20 protein-coding genes are annotated in these 20,769 nt (G+C 71.3%); 16 read left to right on the forward strand and 4 right to left on the reverse strand.

Annotation, left to right across the window (positions count from 1 at the left end):
• The first annotated feature begins 223 nt into the window (after window positions 1-223).
• From ileS to SHK19_RS06370, 9 genes are all read left to right on the forward strand, one after another.
• Window positions 224-3,496: an isoleucine--tRNA ligase gene (gene ileS, locus SHK19_RS06330; protein WP_322938137.1), complete on the forward strand. Its 3,273-nt coding sequence runs from the start codon at window positions 224-226 to the stop codon at window positions 3,494-3,496.
• 36 nt (window positions 3,497-3,532) lie between these two features.
• Window positions 3,533-4,627 carry a succinyl-diaminopimelate desuccinylase gene (gene dapE / locus SHK19_RS06335; protein WP_322458395.1) on the forward strand — a complete coding sequence of 365 codons (1,095 nt, stop codon included), beginning with the start codon at window positions 3,533-3,535 and terminating at the stop codon, window positions 4,625-4,627.
• Window positions 4,624-5,352 (forward strand): LOG family protein, encoded by a 729-nt coding sequence (locus SHK19_RS06340; RefSeq protein WP_322938138.1) that lies wholly within the window; start codon window positions 4,624-4,626, stop codon window positions 5,350-5,352. The genes dapE and SHK19_RS06340 overlap by 4 nt, the downstream gene beginning before the upstream one ends.
• Window positions 5,353-5,370: 18 nt before the next feature.
• Window positions 5,371-5,733 (forward strand): DivIVA domain-containing protein, encoded by a 363-nt coding sequence (locus SHK19_RS06345; RefSeq protein ID WP_322458397.1) that lies wholly within the window; start codon window positions 5,371-5,373, stop codon window positions 5,731-5,733.
• Between the two features lie 104 nt (window positions 5,734-5,837).
• Window positions 5,838-6,005 (forward strand): DUF3117 domain-containing protein, encoded by a 168-nt coding sequence (locus SHK19_RS06350; RefSeq protein ID WP_322458398.1) that lies wholly within the window; start codon window positions 5,838-5,840, stop codon window positions 6,003-6,005.
• A gap of 121 nt (window positions 6,006-6,126) precedes the next feature.
• Window positions 6,127-7,635 carry a leucyl aminopeptidase family protein gene (locus SHK19_RS06355; RefSeq protein ID WP_322938139.1) on the forward strand — a complete coding sequence of 503 codons (1,509 nt, stop codon included), beginning with the start codon at window positions 6,127-6,129 and terminating at the stop codon, window positions 7,633-7,635.
• Complete coding sequence (locus SHK19_RS06360) at window positions 7,632-7,970, forward strand: hypothetical protein (protein WP_322938140.1); 339 nt, start codon at window positions 7,632-7,634, stop codon at window positions 7,968-7,970. The genes SHK19_RS06355 and SHK19_RS06360 overlap by 4 nt, the downstream gene beginning before the upstream one ends.
• 65 nt (window positions 7,971-8,035) lie before the next feature.
• Window positions 8,036-8,434, forward strand: a complete 399-nt coding sequence (locus SHK19_RS06365; RefSeq protein WP_322458401.1) for a MerR family transcriptional regulator — start codon at window positions 8,036-8,038, stop codon at window positions 8,432-8,434.
• A gap of 9 nt (window positions 8,435-8,443) precedes the next feature.
• The gene (locus SHK19_RS06370; protein WP_322938141.1) at window positions 8,444-9,451 is read left to right on the forward strand and encodes an aldo/keto reductase; all 1,008 of its coding nucleotides are present in this window, start codon (window positions 8,444-8,446) and stop codon (window positions 9,449-9,451) included.
• Between the two features lie 16 nt (window positions 9,452-9,467).
• On the opposite strand, the gene SHK19_RS06375 is transcribed toward SHK19_RS06370, so the two are convergent.
• Window positions 9,468-10,136 carry an O-methyltransferase gene (locus SHK19_RS06375; protein ID WP_322938142.1) on the reverse strand — a complete coding sequence of 223 codons (669 nt, stop codon included), beginning with the start codon at window positions 10,134-10,136 and terminating at the stop codon, window positions 9,468-9,470.
• 207 nt (window positions 10,137-10,343) lie between these two features.
• Here SHK19_RS06375 and sigE point away from each other — a divergent pair, with 207 nt between their 5' ends.
• From sigE to SHK19_RS06395, 4 genes are all read left to right on the forward strand, one after another.
• On the forward strand, window positions 10,344-10,934 hold the full coding sequence (gene sigE / locus SHK19_RS06380; protein ID WP_322938143.1) for an RNA polymerase sigma factor SigE: 591 nt from the start codon (window positions 10,344-10,346) through the stop codon (window positions 10,932-10,934).
• A gap of 20 nt (window positions 10,935-10,954) precedes the next feature.
• A complete protein-coding gene (locus tag SHK19_RS06385; RefSeq protein WP_322458405.1) occupies window positions 10,955-11,473 on the forward strand; it encodes an anti-sigma factor family protein in 519 nt (172 codons plus the stop codon).
• Between the two features lie 207 nt (window positions 11,474-11,680).
• Window positions 11,681-13,063 carry a S1C family serine protease gene (locus tag SHK19_RS06390; protein ID WP_322938144.1) on the forward strand — a complete coding sequence of 461 codons (1,383 nt, stop codon included), beginning with the start codon at window positions 11,681-11,683 and terminating at the stop codon, window positions 13,061-13,063.
• 472 nt (window positions 13,064-13,535) lie between these two features.
• On the forward strand, window positions 13,536-14,879 hold the full coding sequence (locus SHK19_RS06395; protein ID WP_322938145.1) for an HNH endonuclease signature motif containing protein: 1,344 nt from the start codon (window positions 13,536-13,538) through the stop codon (window positions 14,877-14,879).
• Window positions 14,880-15,146: 267 nt separating this feature from the next.
• Here SHK19_RS06395 and SHK19_RS06400 read toward each other — a convergent pair whose 3' ends face one another.
• A complete protein-coding gene (locus SHK19_RS06400; protein ID WP_322938146.1) occupies window positions 15,147-15,383 on the reverse strand; it encodes a helix-turn-helix domain-containing protein in 237 nt (78 codons plus the stop codon).
• Window positions 15,384-15,482: 99 nt separating this feature from the next.
• On the opposite strand from SHK19_RS06400, the gene SHK19_RS06405 reads away from it, so the two are divergent.
• The gene (locus SHK19_RS06405; RefSeq protein ID WP_322457739.1) at window positions 15,483-16,136 is read left to right on the forward strand and encodes a hypothetical protein; all 654 of its coding nucleotides are present in this window, start codon (window positions 15,483-15,485) and stop codon (window positions 16,134-16,136) included.
• Window positions 16,137-16,146: 10 nt separating this feature from the next.
• Window positions 16,147-17,355 carry an AAA family ATPase gene (locus tag SHK19_RS06410; RefSeq protein WP_322938147.1) on the forward strand — a complete coding sequence of 403 codons (1,209 nt, stop codon included), beginning with the start codon at window positions 16,147-16,149 and terminating at the stop codon, window positions 17,353-17,355.
• Here SHK19_RS06410 and SHK19_RS06415 read toward each other — a convergent pair.
• Entirely contained in the window at window positions 17,345-18,748 is a 1,404-nt protein-coding gene (locus SHK19_RS06415) for a hypothetical protein (protein WP_322938148.1), read from the reverse strand. The two genes, SHK19_RS06410 and SHK19_RS06415, sit on opposite strands and share 11 nt — an antisense overlap.
• On the reverse strand, window positions 18,745-19,113 hold the full coding sequence (locus SHK19_RS06420) for a cupredoxin domain-containing protein (RefSeq protein WP_322938149.1): 369 nt from the start codon (window positions 19,111-19,113) through the stop codon (window positions 18,745-18,747). The genes SHK19_RS06415 and SHK19_RS06420 overlap by 4 nt, the downstream gene beginning before the upstream one ends.
• A gap of 133 nt (window positions 19,114-19,246) precedes the next feature.
• Between SHK19_RS06420 and SHK19_RS06425 the strand changes: the two genes are divergently transcribed.
• Window positions 19,247-20,749 carry a WS/DGAT/MGAT family O-acyltransferase gene (locus SHK19_RS06425; RefSeq protein WP_322938150.1) on the forward strand — a complete coding sequence of 501 codons (1,503 nt, stop codon included), beginning with the start codon at window positions 19,247-19,249 and terminating at the stop codon, window positions 20,747-20,749.
• The last annotated feature ends 20 nt before the right edge of the window (window positions 20,750-20,769 follow it).

The following is a 20,769-nucleotide window of genomic DNA, read 5'->3' on the forward strand; positions in this document are numbered from 1 at the left end:
GCGGTCAGGCCGGGACGCGCCGTACTCTGGGGGCACAGGCGTTCGAGCCGTCATCAGCGGCGAGCCCCGGGAAGAACGGGTTCCGACACACGGAGCCTCAGTAGAACCCGGCGGGTAGGCCCGTCACAGCCAAGATCGAGTGGCCCGCAAGGGCAAACGAGGTGGTACCGCGGCGAGAGTCGTCCTCGTGTGACGACGACGACCACCGCAGGAGATGCCACCGATGACCTATCCGAAGGTCACCACCGACCCCGACGCCACCGGTCCCGGCAAGGGCGTGCCGTCCTCGCCACGCTTCCCGGCGATCGAGGAGCGGGTGCTGGCGTACTGGGCCGAGGACGACACCTTCCGGGCCAGCGTCGACCAGCGCGACGCCGGTGAGGAGGGCGCCAACGAGTTCGTGTTCTACGACGGCCCGCCGTTCGCCAACGGCCTGCCGCACTACGGCCACCTCCTGACGGGCTACGTCAAGGACATCGTGCCGCGCTACGAGACGATGCGCGGCAAGCGCGTCGAGCGCCGCTTTGGCTGGGACACCCACGGCCTGCCGGCCGAGCTCGAGGCGATGCGGCTCAACGGGATCAAGACCACCGACGAGATCGTCGAGATGGGCATCGACAAGTTCAACGACGCCTGCCGCGCCTCGGTCCTCAAGTACACGGGGGAGTGGCGCGACTACGTCACCCGTCAGGCCCGCTGGGTCGACTTCGACAACGACTACCGCACCATGAACCCCGAGTTCATGGAGTCGGTGCTCTGGGCGTTCAAGAGCCTCTACGACAAGGGACTGGTCTACGAGGGCTTCCGGGTGCTGCCCTACTGCTGGAACGACGAGACGCCGCTCTCCAACCACGAGCTGCGGATGGACGACGACGTCTACCAGGACCGCCAGGACCCGTCGGTGACCGTCGGCTTCGAGGTGCGCACCGACGGCCCGTTCGCGGGCGCCAAGCTGCTGATCTGGACGACGACCCCGTGGACCCTGCCGAGCAACCTCGCGGTGATGGTCGGCTCGGAGATCGACTACGTGATGGTCGAGTCCGACGGCTCCGCCGGCGTCGACCGGTTGGTCCTGGCCGGGGCGCGGCTGGCGTCGTACACCCGTGAGCTCGGCGAGGAGCCCACCGTCGTCTGGCGGGGCAAGGGCTCCGAGCTGGTAGGGCTCTCGTACACGCCGCCGTTCTCCTACTACGCGGGGCACGAGAACGCGTTCCGCGTCGTCGCCGCCGACGAGGCCGTCACCACCACCGACGGCACCGGCCTGGTCCACAGCGCCGGCGCGTTCGGTGAGGTCGACAAGGAGGTCACCGACCGCGAGAAGATCGAGCCCGTGATGCCGGTCGGCAAGGACGGCCGGTTCACCCAGCCCGTCGACGACTACGCCGGGATGCTCGTCTTCGACGCCAACCTGCACATCATCGACGACCTCAAGGCGCGCAGCGGCTCGGTCACGCCCGGCACCGTGCTGGTGCGTCGCGAGACCTACAACCACTCCTACCCGCACTGCTGGCGCTGCCGTGAGCCCCTGATCTACAAGGGCGTGGAGTCGTGGTTCGTCGAGGTCACCAAGTTCAAGCAGCGGATGCTGGAGCTCAACGAGCAGATCCGCTGGGTGCCCGAGCACATCAAGGACGGCCAGTTCGGCAAGTGGCTGGAGAACGCCCGCGACTGGTCGATCACCCGCAACCGGTTCTGGGGCAGCCCGGTCCCGGTGTGGAAGAGCGACGACCCGGCGTACCCCCGGATCGACGTGTACGGCTCGTTCGAGGAGATCGAGCGCGACTTCGGCACCCTGCCGCGCAACCGCGACGGGGAGGCCGACCTCCACCGGCCGTGGGTCGACGACCTGACCCGGCCCAACCCCGACGACCCGACCGGGCAGTCGACGATGCGCCGGGTCGCCGACGTGCTCGACGTCTGGTTCGACTCCGGCTCCATGAGCTTCGGGCAGGTGCACTACCCGTTCGAGAACAAGGACTGGTTCGAGCACCACTTCCCGGCGGACTTCATCGTCGAGTACATCGGCCAGACCCGCGGCTGGTTCTACACGCTGCACATCCTGGCGACGGCGCTGTTCGACCGGCCGGCGTTCTCGTCCTGCATCAGCCACGGCATCGTGCTCGGCTCCGACGGCAACAAGATGTCGAAGTCGTTGCGCAACTACCCCGACGTACGGGAGGTCTTCGACCGCGACGGCGCCGACGCGATGCGCTGGTTCCTCATGGCCAGCCCGATCCTGCGCGGCGGCAACCTGGTCGTGACCGAGCAGGGCATCCGCGACTCCGTGCGCCAGGTGATGATCCCGCTCTGGAACACCTGGTACTTCTTCTCGCTCTACGCCAACGCGGAGGGCTACGAGGCCAACGTGGGCAGCCCGGAGTCGTTCCGCTCCACGGACCCGCTCGACCGCTACCTGCTCGCCAAGACACGGCAGTACGTCGAGCAGCTCACGGTCGAGCTGGACGGCTTCGCGATCGCCGACGCCTGCGAGACCACGCGCGGGTTCCTCGACGTGCTGACGAACTGGTACGTACGGCGCTCGCGTGAGCGCTTCTGGGAGGGGCGTGCCGAGGCGTTCGAGACGCTGGCCGCGGTGCTCGACACCGTGTGCCGGACCGTCGCGCCACTGCTGCCCCTGACGGCCGAGGAGGTGTGGCGCGGCCTGACCGGTGGGCGGTCCGTGCACCTCACGGACTGGCCGGACGCCGCGGCGCTGCCCGCAGACGACGCGCTCGTGGCCGCGATGGACCAGGTCCGTGAGATCTGCTCGGCGACGTCGGCGCTGCGCAAGGCCGGCCGGCTGCGCAACCGGCTGCCGCTCGGCTCGCTGACGGTGGTCGTCGACGACCCGGCAGCGCTCGAGCCGTTCAGGTCGATCGTGGCCGACGAGGTCAACGTGAAGGAGGTCCGGCTGCTGGCGACGGCCTCGGCCGAGGCGGCGTCGTACGGCGTCTCCCAGCGGCTGACCGTCAACGCCCGGGCGGCCGGTCCGCGCCTCGGCAAGGACGTGCAGACCGCGATCCGGGCCGCGAAGTCCGGCGACTGGGAGGCTGTCGCCAGTCCCGAGGGTGGTGTCAGCGTGACAGCCGGTGGCCTCGAGCTCGTCGAGGGCGAGTACGTCCTGGAGACCGTTGTCGGGTCGGAGACCGGCGATTCGGCGACCGGCATGCTCCCCTCGACAAGCTCGGGGAACAGCCGAGGGGGGTTCGTCGTGCTCGACACGGTGGTCACGCCCGAGCTCGCGGAGGAGGGTCTGGCCCGCGACCTGGTGCGTGCTGTCCAGCAGGCTCGTCGTGACGCCGGGCTCGACGTCACGGACCGCATCGCGCTCACCATCGGCGGCTCGGCCGCGGTGCTCGCCGCCGCGCGGGCGCACGAGGGCCTGATCGCGAAGGAGACCCTCGCGACGTCGTGCTCCGTCGCCGGTGAAGCGGCGGGCGGCCTGGTGACCGTCGGGGACGGCGAGACGGCGACGGTGACGGTCACCCGCGCCTGACGGCGCCGCGCTGGCCCGGGCTGCTTGGATGAACGCATGACCGCACCGCCCGTGCTCGACCTGACTGCCGACGCCGTCACCCTGACGCGCCACCTCGTCGACATCGAGTCGGTGTCGCGCAACGAGCAGGAGATCGCCGACCTGGTCGAGGCCGCGTTGCGCGCGCTGCCGCACCTCGCCGTCGTCCGGCGCGGCCACACCGTCGTGGCGCGTACGTCGCTCGGACGGCCGAGCCGGGTGGTGCTGGCCGGCCACCTCGACACCGTGCCGGTCAACGACAACCTGCCCAGCCGTCTCGAGGACGGGGTCCTGCACGGGCTCGGCACCTGTGACATGAAGGGTGGCGACGCCGTCATCCTGCGGCTCGCGGCCACCGTGACCGAGCCGGTGCACGACATCACCTTCGTCCTCTACGAGGCCGAGGAGATCGAGTCCGAGTTCAACGGGTTGCGGCTGCTCAGCGAGTCCGACCCCGACCTGCTGACGGCCGACTTCGCGGTGCTGATGGAGCCGTCCAACGCGGTGGTCGAGGCCGGGTGCCAGGGCACCCTGCGGGTCGACGTCCGCACCCGCGGCGAGCGGGCGCACTCGGCCCGCAGCTGGCGCGGGGTCAACGCGATCCACGCCGCGGCCGACGTGCTCAACCGGCTGCGGCAGTACGACGCCCGCAAGCCCGTCATCGACGGCCTGGAGTACCACGAGGGGCTCAGCGCCGTCGGGATCAGCGGTGGCGTCGCCGGCAACGTGATCCCGGACGAGTGCGTGGTGACCGTCAACTACCGGTTCGCACCGGACCGCTCGGAGGCCGAGGCGCTCGCCTTCGTCACCGACTTCTTCGCGCCGTACGACCTCACCGTGACCGACTCGGCGCCCGGTGCGCTGCCGGGTCTCGACCGGCCGGCGGCGAAAGCGTTCGTCGATGCCGTCGGCGGCCCCGATGGCAAGGTCAACCCCAAGTTCGGGTGGACCGACGTCGCCCGGTTCACGACGCTCGGCGTGCCTGCCGTCAACTTCGGTCCCGGTGACCCGATGCTGGCGCACAAGCAGGAGGAGCACGTGCCGGTGGCGCAGATCGAGAGCTGCGAGCGCGAGCTGCGGGCGTGGCTCCAGGGTGAGGAGACCCAGCAATGACGAGACGGAGCGGCCCCGGCCCGCGTCCCAGCAAGGGACGCCCGGAGGGCTCGACCACCGACCAGCGGCTGCTCGACAGCCGCGGCGACAGCGACTGGGTCCACACCGACCCGTGGCGCGTGCTCAAGATCCAGGCCGAGTTCGTCGAGGGATTCAACGACCTCGCCGAGCTCGGGCCGGCGATCGCGGTGTTCGGCTCCGCGCGGATCCCGCCCGAGAATCCCTCCTACCAGCTCGGGGTGAAGATCGGTGGCGCGCTGGCCGACGCCGGCTTCACGGTGATCACCGGCGGTGGCCCGGGCGCCATGGAGGCGGCGAACAAGGGTGCGACCGAAGCGGGCGGAGAGAGCGTCGGCCTCGGCATCGAGCTGCCCTGGGAGGCCCGGCTCAACGACTACGTCACGTTCGGTCTCAACTTCCGCTACTTCTTCGTCCGCAAGATGATGTTCGTGAAGTACTCCCAGGGTTACGTCGTGCTGCCCGGTGGGATCGGCACCCTGGACGAGATGTTCGAGGCGATGACGCTGTCGCAAACGCTCAAGATCACGACCTTCCCGATCGTGCTGATGGGAGTGGAGCACTGGTCCGGCCTGATCGACTGGATGAAGGGCTCGATGCTCTCCGACGCCCGGATCCGACAGTCCGACCTCGACATGCTGACCCTGACCGACGACGTCGACGAGGCGGTGGCGCTGATGGTGGCCGCTCGCGATCGTCACGCCTGAGCCGAACAGAGGAACGCTGTGCCGCAGACGATGATGTGGGTCTTCGCCGTACTCATCGTGCTCGCGATGGGCGGCATCGCCCTGCTCGCCGCCGGCCGCGGCGAGCCGATGAAGCCGGCGTACGACGACCGGCCGGACGCCCGGGTGCCGCTCGACCGGACGATCACACCGGACGACCTGCGCCGGGTGCGCTTCTCGCTCGCCTTCCGCGGCTACCGCATGTCGGAGGTCGACGCACTGCTCGCGCGAGTGGCGCTCGAGCAGGAGCTTCGCGACCCGCCCCGCCCCGAACCCAGGCGACACCCGGGCCCCGAACCTGCTGGTGATTCGGACGATGCGCCGTCGTTTCCCGTGATGCCGCCACCACCTCCGCCGGAGTGAACATGGGTGCCGCTGCTGCACGGGTCGGGGGGCATGGGCGATAATGGTGCGGCAAGCCCTGAGCAGACCAGGTCTGCCTGTACTGATGGGAAGAGGGGTGCCGCATGGCGGCGATGAAGCCTCGGACCGGTGACGGTCCGCTGGAGGTCACCAAGGAGGGTCGGGGCATCGTCATGCGTGTCCCACTCGAAGGCGGTGGCCGCCTGGTCGTCGAGCTGAACGCCGAGGAGGCAGGTGCCCTCGGTGACGCTCTCAAGAGCGTTGTCGGGTGACGGCCGCTTCGTAGTTAGTGTGGCGACCATCTCTCACGTTCTTCCCAGCCAGGTTTCACCCCCCGAGTTCGCGCTCAGCGATCTCTCCCCTGCCGCCATCGTCGGCGTCGACACGGCGGCCGTGCCTGTCGTGCCAGGCGGTTCCGGTGACGAGCCCGGCATCCTGCTCGGGCCCGGCGCCGCCGACCTGATCGAGTCGATCGGGGTCGACCTGCTCGACGTCGCCGAGCTGCGCGGGATGACCGGTGCGGTCGGCGAGATCGTCGAGGTGCCGGTCCCGCTCGGCACCGACGTCAATCCGTCCTTGCGTCTGGTGCTGCTGGTGGGCGTCGGCGAGGCCCGGCCGGTCGACGTCCGCCGCGCCGGCGCGGCGTTCGCGCGAGCAGTGCGCGATCGCGTCGCCGTGGCCACCTCGATCCCTGCGGTCGCGCCGGACGGCGAGCCGGTCGCCGACGGCGCGGCGCTCGATGCCTTCGTCGCCGGCACCATGCTCGGCGCCTTCGAGTTCCATTGGCGCTCCACCGGACCCGAGCGGCATCCCGCACGCCGGATCGTGATCGCGACCCCACCCGGGTCCCTGGTCGGCGCTGACCACGCCGCGCTGGAGCGAGCCGTCGCGATCGGCGGAGCGGGCTGGCGCTCCCGGATGCTCGCGACAGTGCCGAGCAACCTCAAGAACCCTGCGTGGTTGGCGACCCAGGCCGAGCAGGTCGCAGCCGAGGCCGGCCTCGACGTCCGGATCTGGGACGAGACCGATCTCGAGCGCGAGGGCTTCGGCGGCATCCTCGGTGTCGGCCGCGCGTCGGCGACCCCGCCGCGCCTGATCAGGCTCGACTACACGCCACCAGGCGTGGGCGCTCGCGCAGCGAAGAAGCTGCCGCACGTCGTGCTGGTCGGCAAGGGGATCACGTTCGACACCGGCGGCCTCTCGATCAAGCCCGGACCGAGCATGGTCTCGATGAAGCGCGACATGACCGGCGGCGCGGCGGTGCTCGCGACGATGGGTGCGCTCGCCGACGTCGGCTGCCAGGTCCGGGTGACCGGCCTCGTGCCCGCCGCTGAGAACGCCATCTCCGGATCCGCGATCCGGCCGGGCGACGTCGTCCGGCACTGGGGTGGCCGCACCTCCGAGGTCAACAACACCGACGCCGAGGGCCGGCTGGTCCTGGCCGACGCCCTGGCCTACGCCGCGGCGGAGCTCGACCCCACCGTGCTCGTGGACATCGCCACCCTCACCGGCGGGATGAAGATCGCTCTCGGCCAGCAGATGGGCGGCTACTTCGCCACCGACGACGCGCTCGCCGCTGCGATCCGCGACGCGGGCGAGCGCTCGGGCGAGCCGGTGTGGCGCTTCCCGCTCTACGCGGGCTACGAGGACCGGCTCGCGTCCAAGGTCGCCGACGCCGACAACAGCCCCGGCACACCGCAGGCGATCACGGCCGCCCTGTTCCTCCAGCACTTCACCGGCGGGCTGCCCTGGGTGCACCTCGACATCGCCTCGGTCGGCGACGTCGAGAAGGAGCTGCACGAGTGGACGGTCGGGCCGTCGGGCTTCGGCGCCCGCCTGCTGCTTACCTGGCTCGGGCAGCCCGATCCGCTGGCCGGGATCACCACCGAGGAGAAGAGATGAAGGGTCTGACCGTCCGTTGGTCGCTCGCCGATGCGCCGGAAGGGGTCGAGGAGCAGCTGGCGTCGTACGTCGCCGACACGTCGCACGCCCGCTTCACCGGCATGGCCGGTCTGGCCTTCAAGACCTGGCGGATGGTGCCGGGCGAGTGGTTCGAGGGGTGCTACGTCTTCGGCGACGACGCCGCGCGGGCAGCGTTCCAGGAGACGTTCACGGCCGGGGCCGCAGACTCGCCCGGGTCCCAGATCATCGGCAGCGCGCCGATCCTGATCGAGCCGTGCGAGATCGTGGCCATCGCCGAGGGTGCCGCGGGGTTCGTGGCCGCGGCGCGGGCCTGAGACCGTCGCTTTCGATCCCTCCGACTCCTTGACTTCGAGCGCACTCCAAGTCGGACACTGACCCGATGAGCTACTCGATCGCCGAGGCCGCCGAGCGTTCGGGACTGACGGCGCACACCCTGCGCTACTACGAGCGCGACGGCCTGATGCTGGCCGGCGTCGACCGGTCCGCCTCGGGCCACCGCCGATACACCGACCGAGACCTGACGTGGATCGAGCTGATCACGCGGCTGCGGGCCACCGGGATGCCTATCCGCGAGGTGAGGAAGTACGCCGACCTGGTGCGGTCCGGCGACGGCAACGAGGCCGAGCGCCTGGCCCTGCTGCTGGCCCACCGCGAGCGCGTCGAGGCACAGCTCGCCGAGGTGACCGCCCACCTTCGCGCGATCGACCACAAGATTGGCATCTACGAAGGAAAAGTCGAGCAGGCATCCCTTGACTTGGAGCGCGCTCGAAGCCGTTGAGTAGAGGGCATGACACTCGACTCCCGCACTCTCGGAACTGATTCACCACTCGCCGTCTCCGCCCTCGGACTGGGCTGCATGGGCATGTCGGAGTTCTACGGGACCGCCGACGAGGGCGAGGCGGTCGCGACCATCCATCGCGCGCTCGACCTCGGCGTCACCCTGCTCGACACCGCGGACATGTACGGCCCCTTCACCAACGAGCAGCTGGTCGGCCGCGGGATCGCCACCAGCCGGCACAGCCGCGATGGGGTGCAGATCGCCACGAAGTTCGGCAACGAGCGCCTTCCCGACGGGAGCCGGGTCGGCATCAACGGCAGGCCCGAGTACGTCCGCGCTGCCTGCGACGCGTCGCTGGCGCGGCTCGGTGTCGACACGATCGACCTGTACTACCAGCACCGGGTCGACAAGGCGGTGCCGATCGAGGAGACGGTGGGTGCGATGGCGGAGCTGGTCGCCGCGGGCAAGGTCCGCCACCTCGGGCTGTCGGAGGCCTCCGCGGCCACCATCCGGCGAGCCCACGCCACCCATCCGATCACCGCACTGCAGACCGAGTACTCCCTCTTCACCCGCGAGATCGAGGACGAGATCCTGCCGACGATCCGCGAGCTCGGGATCGGCCTCGTGCCGTACTCGCCGCTGGGCCGGGGCATGCTGACCGGCACGATCACCGAGTCCGGCGGCGCGGCCGGTGACGGCGACCTCCGGCGGTCGGCATACTTCCCGCGGTTCCAGGGCGAAGCGCTGCGCGCGAACCTCGCTCTCGTTGACAACGTGCGCTCCGTCGCGGACGAGAAGGGCGTGTCGCCCGGTCAGGTCGCGCTGGCCTGGGTGCTCGCCCAGGGACCCGACGTCGTGCCGATCCCGGGCACGAAGCGGACGCGCTACCTCGAGGAGAACGTCGGGGCCGCCGCGGTCGAGCTGACGGCCGAGGACCTGGCCGCGCTCGAGAAGGCGGTGCCGCGCGACGCGGTCGTCGGGGATAGGTACGGCGACATGTCGTCCGTCAACGTCTGAGCCGTCCGACGACCGGTCAGTCGTCCCCTTCGGGGACCCATTCCTTCTTCGCGAGCAGCAGTCCGTCGCCGACGGGCAGCAGCAGCGGCACCAGGCCGTCGGTCGCGGTGACCTCCTGCGTGAGTGCCCGGATCGCGACCGTCTCGTCGTCACGCTGAGCCGGGTCGGCGACCCGGTCGTGCCACAGCGCGTTGTCGAACGCCACCACGCCGCCGGGGCGCAGCAGGCGCAGCGCCTCGGCGAGGTAGGCGCCGTACTCCCGCTTGTCGCCGTCGGCGAACACGATGTCGTAGTGGCCGTCGGTCAGCCGGGGGAGCACGTCGAGGGCGCGGCCCGCGATGGTTCGCACCCGCTGCGGCGCGATCCCCTCGTCCCTGAACGACTCGCGCGCGAGCCGCTGGTGCTCGGCCTCGACATCGACCGTGGTGAGCACGCCGTCGGGACGCATGCCGCGCAGCAGCCACAGCCCCGAGACACCCGCTCCGGTGCCGATCTCGACGACGGCGCGCGCCTCGAGCACGGCGGCCAGGAAGCGCAGGGTGGCGCCGGCCCCGGAGCCCACCGCGACGGCGCCGACCTCCTCCGCGCGCGCCCGCGCCGCCAGGAGCACGTCGTCCTCGACGACGTAGGTCTCGGCGAAGGTCCAGCTGGTCGGACTGATCGGATCGAGCGGAGAGGCAGCCACGGCTCCACCGTATCGGTCCCAGACCCCCGTTCTGCGGAGCCCGGGCGGGGAGGCGGCCGCCCGGAACAACCGGGTCGGGACGTTCGTTGGGAGGGCAGAAGTGCTCTCAGGGACCCGCGCCTGCTTTCACAGGGTTTCCTCAGGCCGCAGGACTACCGTCAACTCTCACGAGGAAGGCAGCACCGGGTGCGGAGAAGGGCAGGAACCATGAGGGTCGAGCCGCCGGCTGGTGAGCAGTCGATGGACTGGGAGTCCATCGTCGACCAGCACTCCGACCGCGTCTTCCGCCTCGCGTTCCGGCTGACCGGCAACCGCCACGACGCCGAGGACCTCACCCAGGAGGTCTTCGTGCGGGTGTTCCGCTCGCTGCACACCTACCAGCCCGGCACGTTCGAGGGCTGGCTGCACCGGATCACGACCAACCTCTTCCTCGACCAGGCCCGCCGCCGCCAGCGGATCCGGTTCGACGCACTCTCCGACGAGCGTGCGGCGCGGATCGCGAGCGCCGTCGCCGGCCCCGACACCGCGTACGACGACCGCACCTTCGACGACGACGTCGAAGCCGCGCTCGCGGCGCTGCCGCCCGACTTCCGTGCTGCCGTCGTGCTCTGTGACATCGAGGGCCTGACCTACGAGGAGATCGCCGAGATCCTCGGCGCCAAGCTCGGCACCGTCCGCTCGCGCATCCACCGAGGCCGGGCGATGCTGCGCGCCGCGCTGGCCCACCGTGCACCGCAGGGTGCCCGCACCCGCTACGCCGGCCCTGCACCTGTCGCGACCGGGCTGGGGCAGTCATGATGAGTCACCTTGGCGCGCGGGTGAGTGCGCTCCTCGACGGCCAGCTGTCGCAGGCGGAGGCTGAAGAGGCCTGGGCCCACGTCTACGCCTGCCACGCGTGCCGTGACCTCGTCGAGCGCGAAGGCTGGGTCAAGACCCGGCTGGCCGGACTGTGCGGCGATCCGGGCGCTGCGTCCCCTGACCTCAAGGGCTCGCTGCTCACCCTCACCCCCGGTGAGCGGTTCCTCATCGACGCGCGGCGCAGCGGCGGGGTGCGCCGTGGTGTCGGGATGGCAGTCCTCGGTGGCGGTGCGCTCGGTGCAGCGATGGTCGGCGTGCTCGTGCTCGGATTCTCGCCCGGCTCCGGGCCCACCAACGACCGTCGCCCCCCTGCCTCTCGGGTCGAGACGCCGGCCGTGAGTGACGGCCGCGCCAGCCAGGCGCCCGGCGAGCTCGCTCCGGCACGCGCGATCCCCCCGGCCCGCACGACCGGACCGTCGGGCAGCGCTGCGCAGCCGCGCACGGCGGTGCCGGACTGGGTCGAACAGCTCCTCCCGTAGACGACCAAGTCCGAGGTCTCGCACGCTGCGCGACGCTCATCATCCGCGCTGGTGGCGTCGCCGACACTCGAAAGACGCCCAGTCTGCCTTCGCATCGGCGCCTTGCCAGCGCGGCGCTGAGCGCCGCTCGCTCGCACGATCCCTCGAACTCGGTCGTCTCGCCCGGGCCGTGGAGTCGCTGTTGTGACCATCGGCGATGATGGGTCCGTGAACGACGGACCCGAGAACGACCCCGGCGCGACGCCCGCGCCCGGGTCGGCCGTGCCGGAGCAGACCCAGCCGATCGGTGGCCAACGGCCGGCTGCGGAGCGCTGGGCGCCGCCCGGTCAGGGTCCGGTCACCCCCGCCTCCGTCCCCGCTGCGTCCGCACCGCCCCCCGGGCCGCCCCCGACCAGCCCTCCGTCGGGCTACCCGCCGCCGCCTCCGACCCAGGTACTGGCGCCGGCCCACGCGCCCTCCGGGCATCGCCTCGAGCGTGCTCGACCCCCGGGTTGGATGTGGCCGTTCGTCGCGCTGCTCGCGCTCGTCGTCGGCGCCGGCAGCGGCATCCTTGGCGCCATCGCCTACTCCTCGTGGGACGACGACTCCGACGAGCCGGGTGCGTCGTCGCCGAGCAACGTCGACTACTCCGACCTGACGACGCAGCCCCCGCTGCAGAAGCCGGGATCGGTCGCCCGGGTGGCACAGGAGGTGCTCCCCAGCACGGTCCAGATCATCGCCGAGCTCGACGGTGTCGAGGCGGGTGCGACCGGATCCGGCTTCGTGCTCGACGACCAGGGACACATCATCACCAACAACCACGTCGTCGCCGATGCCGCGGAGAACGACGGACCGATCGAGATCGTCGACCAGGACGGCAACCGGCAGAACGCGACCGTCGTCGGGCGCAGTCCCGTCTACGACCTGGCCGTCCTCCACGTCGCCGGTGCGGAGGACCTCAAGCCGGCCTCCCTCGGCCGGTCCCGGACCTTGCGCGTCGGCGAGCCCGTCGTCGCGATCGGTGCCCCGCTCGGCCTGAGCTCCACAGTGACGTCGGGCATCGTGAGCGCGCTGAACCGACCCGTGACGACGGGCAGCACCGCCGACGACTCGTCGTACATCAACGCGGTGCAGACCGACGCGGCGATCAACCCCGGCAACTCGGGCGGGCCGCTCGTCAACCTCCAGGGCCAGGTGGTGGGCGTCAACTCCGCGATCGCGACCAACGGCGGCGGCAGCATCGACGACGAGGCCGGCAACATCGGCGTGGGCTTCGCGATCCCGGTCGAGCAGGTGGTGATCACCGCCGACCAGATCCTGGAGAACGGCGAGGCGCAGTACCCCGTCATCGGCGCCCGGGTGCAGACCGGTGGTCCGGCGGAGTTCGACGGCGCGACCGTCGACGAGGTGATCCCCGACTCGCCCGCCCAGGACGCCGGCCTCCAGAACGGCGACCTGATCACCCACGTCAACGGCGACCGCGTCACCGACGGCATCGCCCTGATCGTGGCGATCCGCACCCACCAGCCCGGCGAGACCATCGAGTTCACCATCAGGCGCGACGGCGACGAGCAGACCATCCAGGTCACGCTCGACGGTGAGGTCGGGTAGGCCTCGTCGTCGGTCGAGGAGGTCGCGCTGCGACCGTCTCTAGACCCCTTGGACCTGTGAGCCCTCGTTGCGGGTCGGCTGGGGTTGCGACCGACAGGCTTTGGACGGGGAGGAGGAGGGGCGCTGGTTGCGCGTCGCCGGCTTGCGGTGGGTTCGGAAGCGCCGCCGGTCGAGGAGGTCGCGCTGTGACCGTCTCGCGACCCCTTGGACCTATGAGCCCACGTTGCGGTCCGCAGGGGTTGCGACCGAAAGGCTTTGGACGAGGGCGCGGAGCGCCGCTGGCGGCGCGCCGCGGCCGGCTCATGGTGGTGCGCCCCGGCCGCTGGTTGAGGTGCGAGGCGCGCAGCGAGGAGCCTCGAAACCAAGGTGCCCGGACCACCTTCCGTCCACAGGCATGGAATCGCGAATGCCCTGTCCACAGGGGGGTTCTGAGCGTTTCGTTGTGTCGGACCATCAGGGTTGAATAGGCCTCATGGATCTCGGGACCGCGCCCCTCTTCGACCTCACCGCCCCCGCGGCGGACCAGGTCGCCGAGCCCGTGGTCCGCACCCGGTCCCAGGAGCTGCTGGCCAGCATCAAGCAGCGCCGCACGGTCATTGCCGACCAGGAGATCGCCACCGTCCGCGAGATCGCCGAATGGGCCGGCGAGCACGTCGTGGCCGACGACGCGGCGGATGTGGCGACGTTGACCGAGCGGGGTCTGGACACCGGGCTCCCGCTCGCCGGGCCCGGCGCGCCCCTGATCAGTGACTTCGCGGTGATGGAGCTCTCCGCGTTGTTGGGGCGGTCGCTGGACTCGGGTCGCAACTACGTCGGCCAGGTCCTCGAGCTCGCCCACCGCCTCCCCAAGACCTGGACCCGCCTCCTCGACGGCCAGGTCCCGGTGTGGAAAGCACTCCGGGTCGCCGACGCCACCCGCCTCCTCCCCGCCGATGCTGTCGGGTTCGTCGACGCCCACCTGGCACCGTTCGCCCACGGGGCCACCTGGGCGCAGGTCGACCGGCTGGTCGAGGAAGCCCTGGTCCGCTACGACCCCGCCGCGGCCGAAGACCGCCGGCGGGAGTCCCGGGACCACCGACACGTCCACACCGGCCTGGACCGGGTCGGCTACAACGGCACCGCCCAGGTCGACGCCACCCTGGACGCCGCCGATGCCCTCGACCTCGAACACGCCATCGCCCGCCGCGCCAAGCTCGCCGGCCAGCTCGGCGACACCGACACCCTGGACGTCCGGCGGGCCAAGGCGCTCGGTGAGATCGCCCGGGAGGACCTGGTCCTCGACCTCGAGGTCGCCGACCCCGACACCGGGGAGATCACCCGGGTCGTCCCCGGCCGGAAGACCGAGCTCACGCTCCACCTCTCCGCCACCGACCAGACCGTGGGCCGGTTCGGCAACACCCGCACCCCCATCTCGGTGGAGCAGGTCAAGGAATGGCTCAACACCCCCCACACCAGCGTGGTCGTGCGGCCGGTGGTCGACCTCGCCGGCCACCAACCGGTCGACTCCTATGAGATCCCCGACCGGATCCGCCGCCAGGTCACCGGACGCGACCACCACTGCGGCTTCCCCTACTGCACCAAACCCGCCGAAGCCTGCGACCTCGACCACATCACCCCCCACGCCGGCGGCGGGCCGACCTGCGCCTGCAACCTCTCCCCGGCCTGCCGCGGCCACCACCGGTACAAAACCTCGGGCCAAGCGACCTACCGGATGCTCAGCCCCGGCACCTACCACTGGACCCTCCCCACCGGGACCTACCTGGTCGACCCCACCGGCACCCACCAACTCACCGCCACACCACCGCCCGAGGACTAGCGACCCCGCCCCGCACCCCGCCACCGGCGGGGCCAACGGCATGCCCACGGCGGTCCGGAAGCCGGTCCTGAAGCCGCAAGCCGCGCACCTGCCGCCACCACCCGTCTCCCTCTGCGGCCGCAACCACAACGAGCACCCCAGACCTCCCCGCGCCCGGGCAGGGCCCGGGGAACCGCACCGCAACCACCGCGGCGTGGCACCACGTCTCCTTCGATAAGAAGCACCCGCAATCAACGTGGCGCGCACGGACGGGCGGGGGGACCGGGCCTACTCCGACTGTTCGGACTCGACGAAGGGGTGCGCCTCGACGTACTCCTCGGTGGCCTTGTAGGCGGCCGCGATGTACTCCTCGAGCCTGTCCCTCTCGACCCGCCACTGACCGCGGCCACCGATCTTGATCGCGGGCAGCTCTCCGCGGCGCACCATCGCGTAGACCTGCGCCGACGAGGTGTTGAGCACCTCGGCGACCTCGGTGAGCGTGAGGAACCGCAACGGGTCGGCCATGTCCCCATGGTTCCATCCGGCACCGCTTGATCGCAGCACCACCCCGCGTCCTGTGGACGAGCACGTGACGCGGCGCCGACGGACCTGCATCATGTGCAGGTGTCCAGTCTCGGGAAGACGGGCACGTCGGCGCCGCCGGCCGCTACGCGCGTGGCCCGGGCGGGTTGGCGTGACCCGCGGTTGTGGATCGGCCTCTTGATCGTGGCCGGGTCGGTGGTGCTCGGGGCGCGGCTGCTCGCCGCGGCGGACGACACCGTGTCGGTGTGGGCGGTCGTCGACGACCAGGGCGTGGGGGCGCCCGTCGGCGCCGACGACGTCGTCGCGGTCAGGGTGCGGTTCGCGGACGACGAGGAGCTCGAGCGCTACCTGTCCGCCGCCGACCCGTTGCCGGAGGGCATGGTGCTGTCGCGGGGGATCGGCGCCGGTGAGCTGCTGCCGCGCGCGGCCATCGACACCGCCCAAGACGCCGGCACCGTCCAGGTGCCGCTCGACCTCGAGCCGCACCGGGTGCCGGGGACGGTCGACGCCGGCTCGGTGATCGACGTCTACGTCGGCGGCCGCGGCAAGGAGGTGCCGCAGGGCCCGGCCTTGTCGGAGGTCACCGTGGTCGCGGCACCGCCGGTCGAGGAGAGCTTCGCCGTGACCGGGACCCGGCAGCTGGTGCTGGCCGTCGACGATGCGGCGGTTGCGCCGTTCCTCGCCCTCCTGGACGGGCAGGACGACCCGGTCGTCCGGGTCGTCCAGCGGTCATGAGGCCGCGGGCATGATCGTCACGCTCCTCGTGTCGACGGGCGCGGCGTGGGAGAGCCGGGCGCTGGCGACACTCACCGAGCACCCGGGCGTCGTCGTGCTCAAGCGGTGCGTGGACATCGACGACCTGCTCGCGACGGCGAGCGCGGGCCAGGCACAGGTCGCCGTCCTCGGTGCCGAGCTCTCCGGACTCGACGGCACGGTCGTCGACCAGCTCCGGCAGTACGGCGTTCGCGCGGTCGCCGTCGCGCCCGACGACGACGTCGCGCGGGCCCGCGCTCACCGGATCGGCATCGACGCCGTCGTGGCGGCCGACCGGATCGACGAGCTTGCCGACGCCGTCGTCCGGGATCCCGGTCCGGCGTTGGCAGCCGCTCCGACGGTCGCGCCGTCGGCGACACCGCCGGCGGCAGGACGGTCGCGACTGTCGGGCCGGGCGATCGCGGTCTGGGGTCCCGGCGGAGCGCCGGGCCGGACCACGCTCGCCACGGCACTGGCCGCCGAGCTGGCGCGACGCCGGCTCACCACCGTGCTCGTCGACGCCGACCCCTACGGCGGCGCGGTCGCCCAGCAGCTCGGCGTGCTCGATGAGGTCTCGGGACTGCTCTCGGCCGCCCGGCTGGTGGCGAGCGGCTCGATCGACGAGCGGTTCGCGACCGTCCAGCGGCGGCTCTCCGACCACCTGCTCGTCATCACCGGCCTGCCCCGCCCGGACCGCTGGGTCGAGGTGCGACCCGGCGCGCTGGCCGCGATCGTCGCGCGCGCCCGGACCGAGGCGCAGGTCGTGATCGACACCGGCTTCAGCCTCGAGCAGGACCCCGCCGCCGACGTCGGTGTGCGCCCCGAGCGCAACGGCCTCACGCTCGAGTCGCTGCAGACCGCCGACGAGATCCTGCTCGTCGGCTCCGCCGACCCGGTCGGCCTGGCGCGGCTCGCGCGCGCCGTCGCGGAGGCGCACGAGGTGCTGCCGGCACCGGTCCTGCGGCTGGTGGTCAATCGGATGCGCCCGACCCTCGGGTGGCGTGAGTCCGACGTGGTGGCGATGCTGGACGGCTTCGGCCGCACCGTCGGCGTGCATTTCCTGCCCGACGACCAGCCTGCGGTCGACCGTGCGCTCGTCGCCGGACGCACCCTCGTCGAGTCGGGCGAGTCACCCCTCACCAAGGCGGTGGCCGGGCTGGTCGACGCGATGGCCGGGGTCCGTGAGGCTCCTACGCGCTGAACAGCAGGTAGAGGCCACCCGCGGTGAAGGCCACCATCGCCGCCAGCAGCGGCAGCTGTCCGGTGATCTGGTGCTTACGGGGGAGCAGCGCGATCGCGCGGTCGTGGGCCAGGACGGCGGCGGCCACGTGGCCGATCACGACCGCGAGCACCTTGACCGTGGCGAGGACGGTCGGGTGGTAGGCGAACCAGTACGAGGGCTCCACCGCTGCCGTGCCGAGGATGTCCCAACCCTTGCCGAACGGATCGCTCGCCCGCGCCAGGGTTTGGGTGCCCACATCGACGAGGAGCGTCAGGTAATGGGCGATGATGTAGCCGGCGACGATCGGCACGATCGAGTGCGCCAGCCGCCGCGGCAGCTCGATCCGCGGCCTCGCGAGCTGCTCGAGGCTCACCCACTGCCACGGTCGCCACGAACGATGGATCAGGAGTCCGGCCCCGGCCGCTCCGGCGGCGAAGATGAGACCGGCGCCGAGGCAGAACCCGAGCAGCGCCAGGTTGTTGAGGGTGTAGCCGGTGATCGACGCCTCCTGGATCGTGCGGATCCAGTAGGTCGACTCGCTGAACGAGTCGAACGCCGTGCTCCCGAAAAGCACCGCCACCACGGCGACCAGGCCCGGCCGGGAGGGGATGGTCGCGGCACCTGCCAGCGGACTGCGAAGCTCCAGGCCGCCCTCGGCGTCGCGTCCGAAGACCGACAGTGAGCCGACCAGGGTCGAGTAGACCTCGAACGGGTCGGCGTGCTCGTAGAAGCGGGACCCGAAGACCGCGCCGCCGACGAGCAGCACGGCGACGTAGATCGCGCACCACAGGCGGACCGTTCCGAGATCGGTCGGGGTCCGGTTGACCAGCTCCATCCACACGAACGAGTAGAGGCCGATCGCCGCCGGCCAGTGACCGAGCCAGGTCGGGTAGTCGAGGACGCCCTGCTCGGGGTCACCGCCCGAGATGCGGGCCAGTCCGGCGTTGATCGTCCGCATCGGGCTGATCGCGCGCCACACCGGTCCGAAGAGGAGCGACGCGAAGACGACACCGACCCACAGCCAGACGTAGATGATGCCGAAGAACGGGTTGGTCAGCTGGTTCTCGCCGAAGATCGCGGTCGACGCGGTGAAGACGAACCCGATCATGCCGATCAGGCGGAGGGCCACCATCCCGTACAACACGCCCGCGGAAGGCGTCTCCTCGACGGCCTCGACGGACTCGACGGCCTCGTCGGTCTCGCCGTCGACCTCCTCGAGCCCGGTGGCGTACCGCGGCGTCCGCCACGCCACCACGAGCACGGTGAAGGAGATGACGAGCGCCGCGACGGCGCCGGAGATCGCGAGGCCGAGCGAGATCGGGAGGTCGGCCTGTCCGCCGATGCCGTGGGCCTCGAGCACCCCGCCGGTCACCGAACCTCGAGCTGGACGATCACCTGGTCGAGGTCGTGCGACTCGACCTCGACGACGCCCGGCTTGTCGATCTGGATCTTGATCGTCTCCGTGCCGGTGTCGTAGGGGATCTCCTGCTCCGGGTCGGAGTGGATGTGGATCTCGCCCGGCTCGTCGGCGGTCACCTCGAGGTCGATCGGCTGGCCGGCGACGACCTCGATCCGTTCACCGTTGGGCTCGACCTCGCCGTTCTCGAACGTGATCTGGACCACGACGGGGTCCTCCGAGCCACCGTCCGTGCCGTTGTTGTCGTCGCTGCCGCACGCCGAAAGCGCTGCTCCCACGAGGAGGGTGAGAGTGATCCACCGCGCCGTCGTACCTCTCACCGTGCTCCTCCTGTCGAGTTCTCGTCCGCAGCGCGCGCGGACGGATGTCAGCGCTGGCACGGTCCTCTGCCAGAATCTCACGCAACAAGTCACGGGGCTCGACGGGGGGCAGGAGCGGAAGGCGGGTAGTGCGGTGGTCGATCGTGTTCGCGCGCGCGACCTGGAGTTCCTGACCGCTGAGACGGCTGAGACGCCGCTCCACAACGCCACGATCGAGATCTTCGACCCGGGCGACTCGGGGTTCGACTACACGCGGCTGGTCGACCTGATCCGTGACCGGATCGCCTTCGTGCCGCGCTACCGCCAGCGCGTCCAGGCGGTGCCCGGCCATCTCGCCGCTCCGCTGTGGGTCGACGACGAGAAGTTCGACCTCGGTTTCCACGTACGGCGGTCCGCGCTGCCGCGGCCCGGTACGTCGGGCCAGCTGCTCGAGCTCGCCTCGCGGATCGTGTCGCGACCGCTCGACCGGACCCGGCCGCTGTGGGAGGTCTACTTCGTCGAGGGGCTCGAGGACGGTCGGGTCGCAGTCCTCTCCAAGACGCACCAGGCGCTCGTCGACGGCGTGCACACCGTGGACCTCGGGCAGCTGCTGCTCGACACCCAGCCCACGCCGCGGGAGTTCGAGCCCGACGACTGGGAGCCGCGCCGGGCCCCGGCGCCGGGTGCGTTGGTTGCCGGTGCGGTCAAGGACGCCGTCACCGACGGGCAGACCGTGGTCAACACGGTGCTCGGCACGTCGCGCGCCGTGCTGCGCACCGCGGACGAGCGCACCCGCGGGGTGCGCAGCGTGCTGGGCGCGGTCACCGGGCGCCGCCCCAAGTCCCGCGGCGTCATCGGCGGCGAGCTCTCGCAGCAACGCCGGGTGGTGACGGTCGAGACCTGTCTGGGCGACTACCGCAAGGTCCGCAAGGTGCATGGCGGCACCGTCAACGACGTGATCCTGGCGACCGTGACCGGCGGCATCCGGTCGTGGCTGATGACCCGGGCCGAGTCGATGGGCGGGATCCGGCAGGTGCGGGCGCTGGTGCCGGTCTCGGTGATCGACGAGGAGCTCGAGGCGACCTCGCTCGGCAGCCAGATCGCGGCGCACTTCGTCGACCTGCCGGTTGGAGAGGCGAGCCCGGTCGTCCGGTTGCACCAGGTCTCGTACTCGTTCCAGGCCCACAAGGAGACCGGCCGCAGCGTGGCGGCGAACCGGCTCGCGGGGGTCGCCGGCTTCGCGCCGACGACGTTCCACGCGATCGGCTCGCGGGTCGCCGCCAACGAGCTGCGACGCGGTTACCAGCTCTCGGTCACCAACGTGCCCGGACCGCAGGCGCCGCTCTACGCCGCGGGCGCGGAGATGCTCGCCAGCTATCCCGTCGCGCCGCTGCTGCCGGGTCATCCGCTGGTCATCAGCGTGACGTCCTACAACGGTGGCGTCTTCTACGGCATCACTGCCGACCGCGACCTGGTCCCCGACGCCGACCTGCTCGGCATCTGCCTGCGCGAGGCTCTCGACGAGCTGCTCGAGGTGTCGTCGGCGGGTCGACAGCGCGCGCCCCGCGGTCGCCGTACGGGATCGACGAGGTCCTCGGCACGGTCGTCGGCGCGGTCTGCGGCGGCCAAGCCGAGGGGCAAGGGCACCAGCGGCTGACGCTGGTTGGGTCCCGCCCG

The sequence above is a fragment of the Nocardioides bizhenqiangii genome (assembly GCF_034661235.1).
Classification (GTDB): Bacteria; Actinomycetota; Actinomycetes; order Propionibacteriales; family Nocardioidaceae; genus Nocardioides; species Nocardioides bizhenqiangii.

What these genes read in the sequence shown, in the direction of transcription:
- ileS (WP_322938137.1), top strand. Translation starts at nt 224, where the DNA reads ATGACCTATCCGAAGGTCACCACCGACCCCGACGCCACCGGTCCCGGC.
- dapE (WP_322458395.1), top strand. Translation starts at nt 3,533, where the DNA reads ATGACCGCACCGCCCGTGCTCGACCTGACTGCCGACGCCGTCACCCTG.
- SHK19_RS06340 (WP_322938138.1), top strand. Translation starts at nt 4,624, where the DNA reads ATGACGAGACGGAGCGGCCCCGGCCCGCGTCCCAGCAAGGGACGCCCG.
- SHK19_RS06350 (WP_322458398.1), top strand. Translation starts at nt 5,838, where the DNA reads ATGGCGGCGATGAAGCCTCGGACCGGTGACGGTCCGCTGGAGGTCACC.
- SHK19_RS06360 (WP_322938140.1), top strand. Translation starts at nt 7,632, where the DNA reads ATGAAGGGTCTGACCGTCCGTTGGTCGCTCGCCGATGCGCCGGAAGGG.
- SHK19_RS06365 (WP_322458401.1), top strand. Translation starts at nt 8,036, where the DNA reads ATGAGCTACTCGATCGCCGAGGCCGCCGAGCGTTCGGGACTGACGGCG.
- SHK19_RS06370 (WP_322938141.1), top strand. Translation starts at nt 8,444, where the DNA reads ATGACACTCGACTCCCGCACTCTCGGAACTGATTCACCACTCGCCGTC.
- sigE (WP_322938143.1), top strand. Translation starts at nt 10,344, where the DNA reads ATGAGGGTCGAGCCGCCGGCTGGTGAGCAGTCGATGGACTGGGAGTCC.
- SHK19_RS06395 (WP_322938145.1), top strand. Translation starts at nt 13,536, where the DNA reads ATGGATCTCGGGACCGCGCCCCTCTTCGACCTCACCGCCCCCGCGGCG.
- SHK19_RS06400 (WP_322938146.1), bottom strand. Translation starts at nt 15,383, where the DNA reads ATGGCCGACCCGTTGCGGTTCCTCACGCTCACCGAGGTCGCCGAGGTG.
- SHK19_RS06410 (WP_322938147.1), top strand. Translation starts at nt 16,147, where the DNA reads ATGATCGTCACGCTCCTCGTGTCGACGGGCGCGGCGTGGGAGAGCCGG.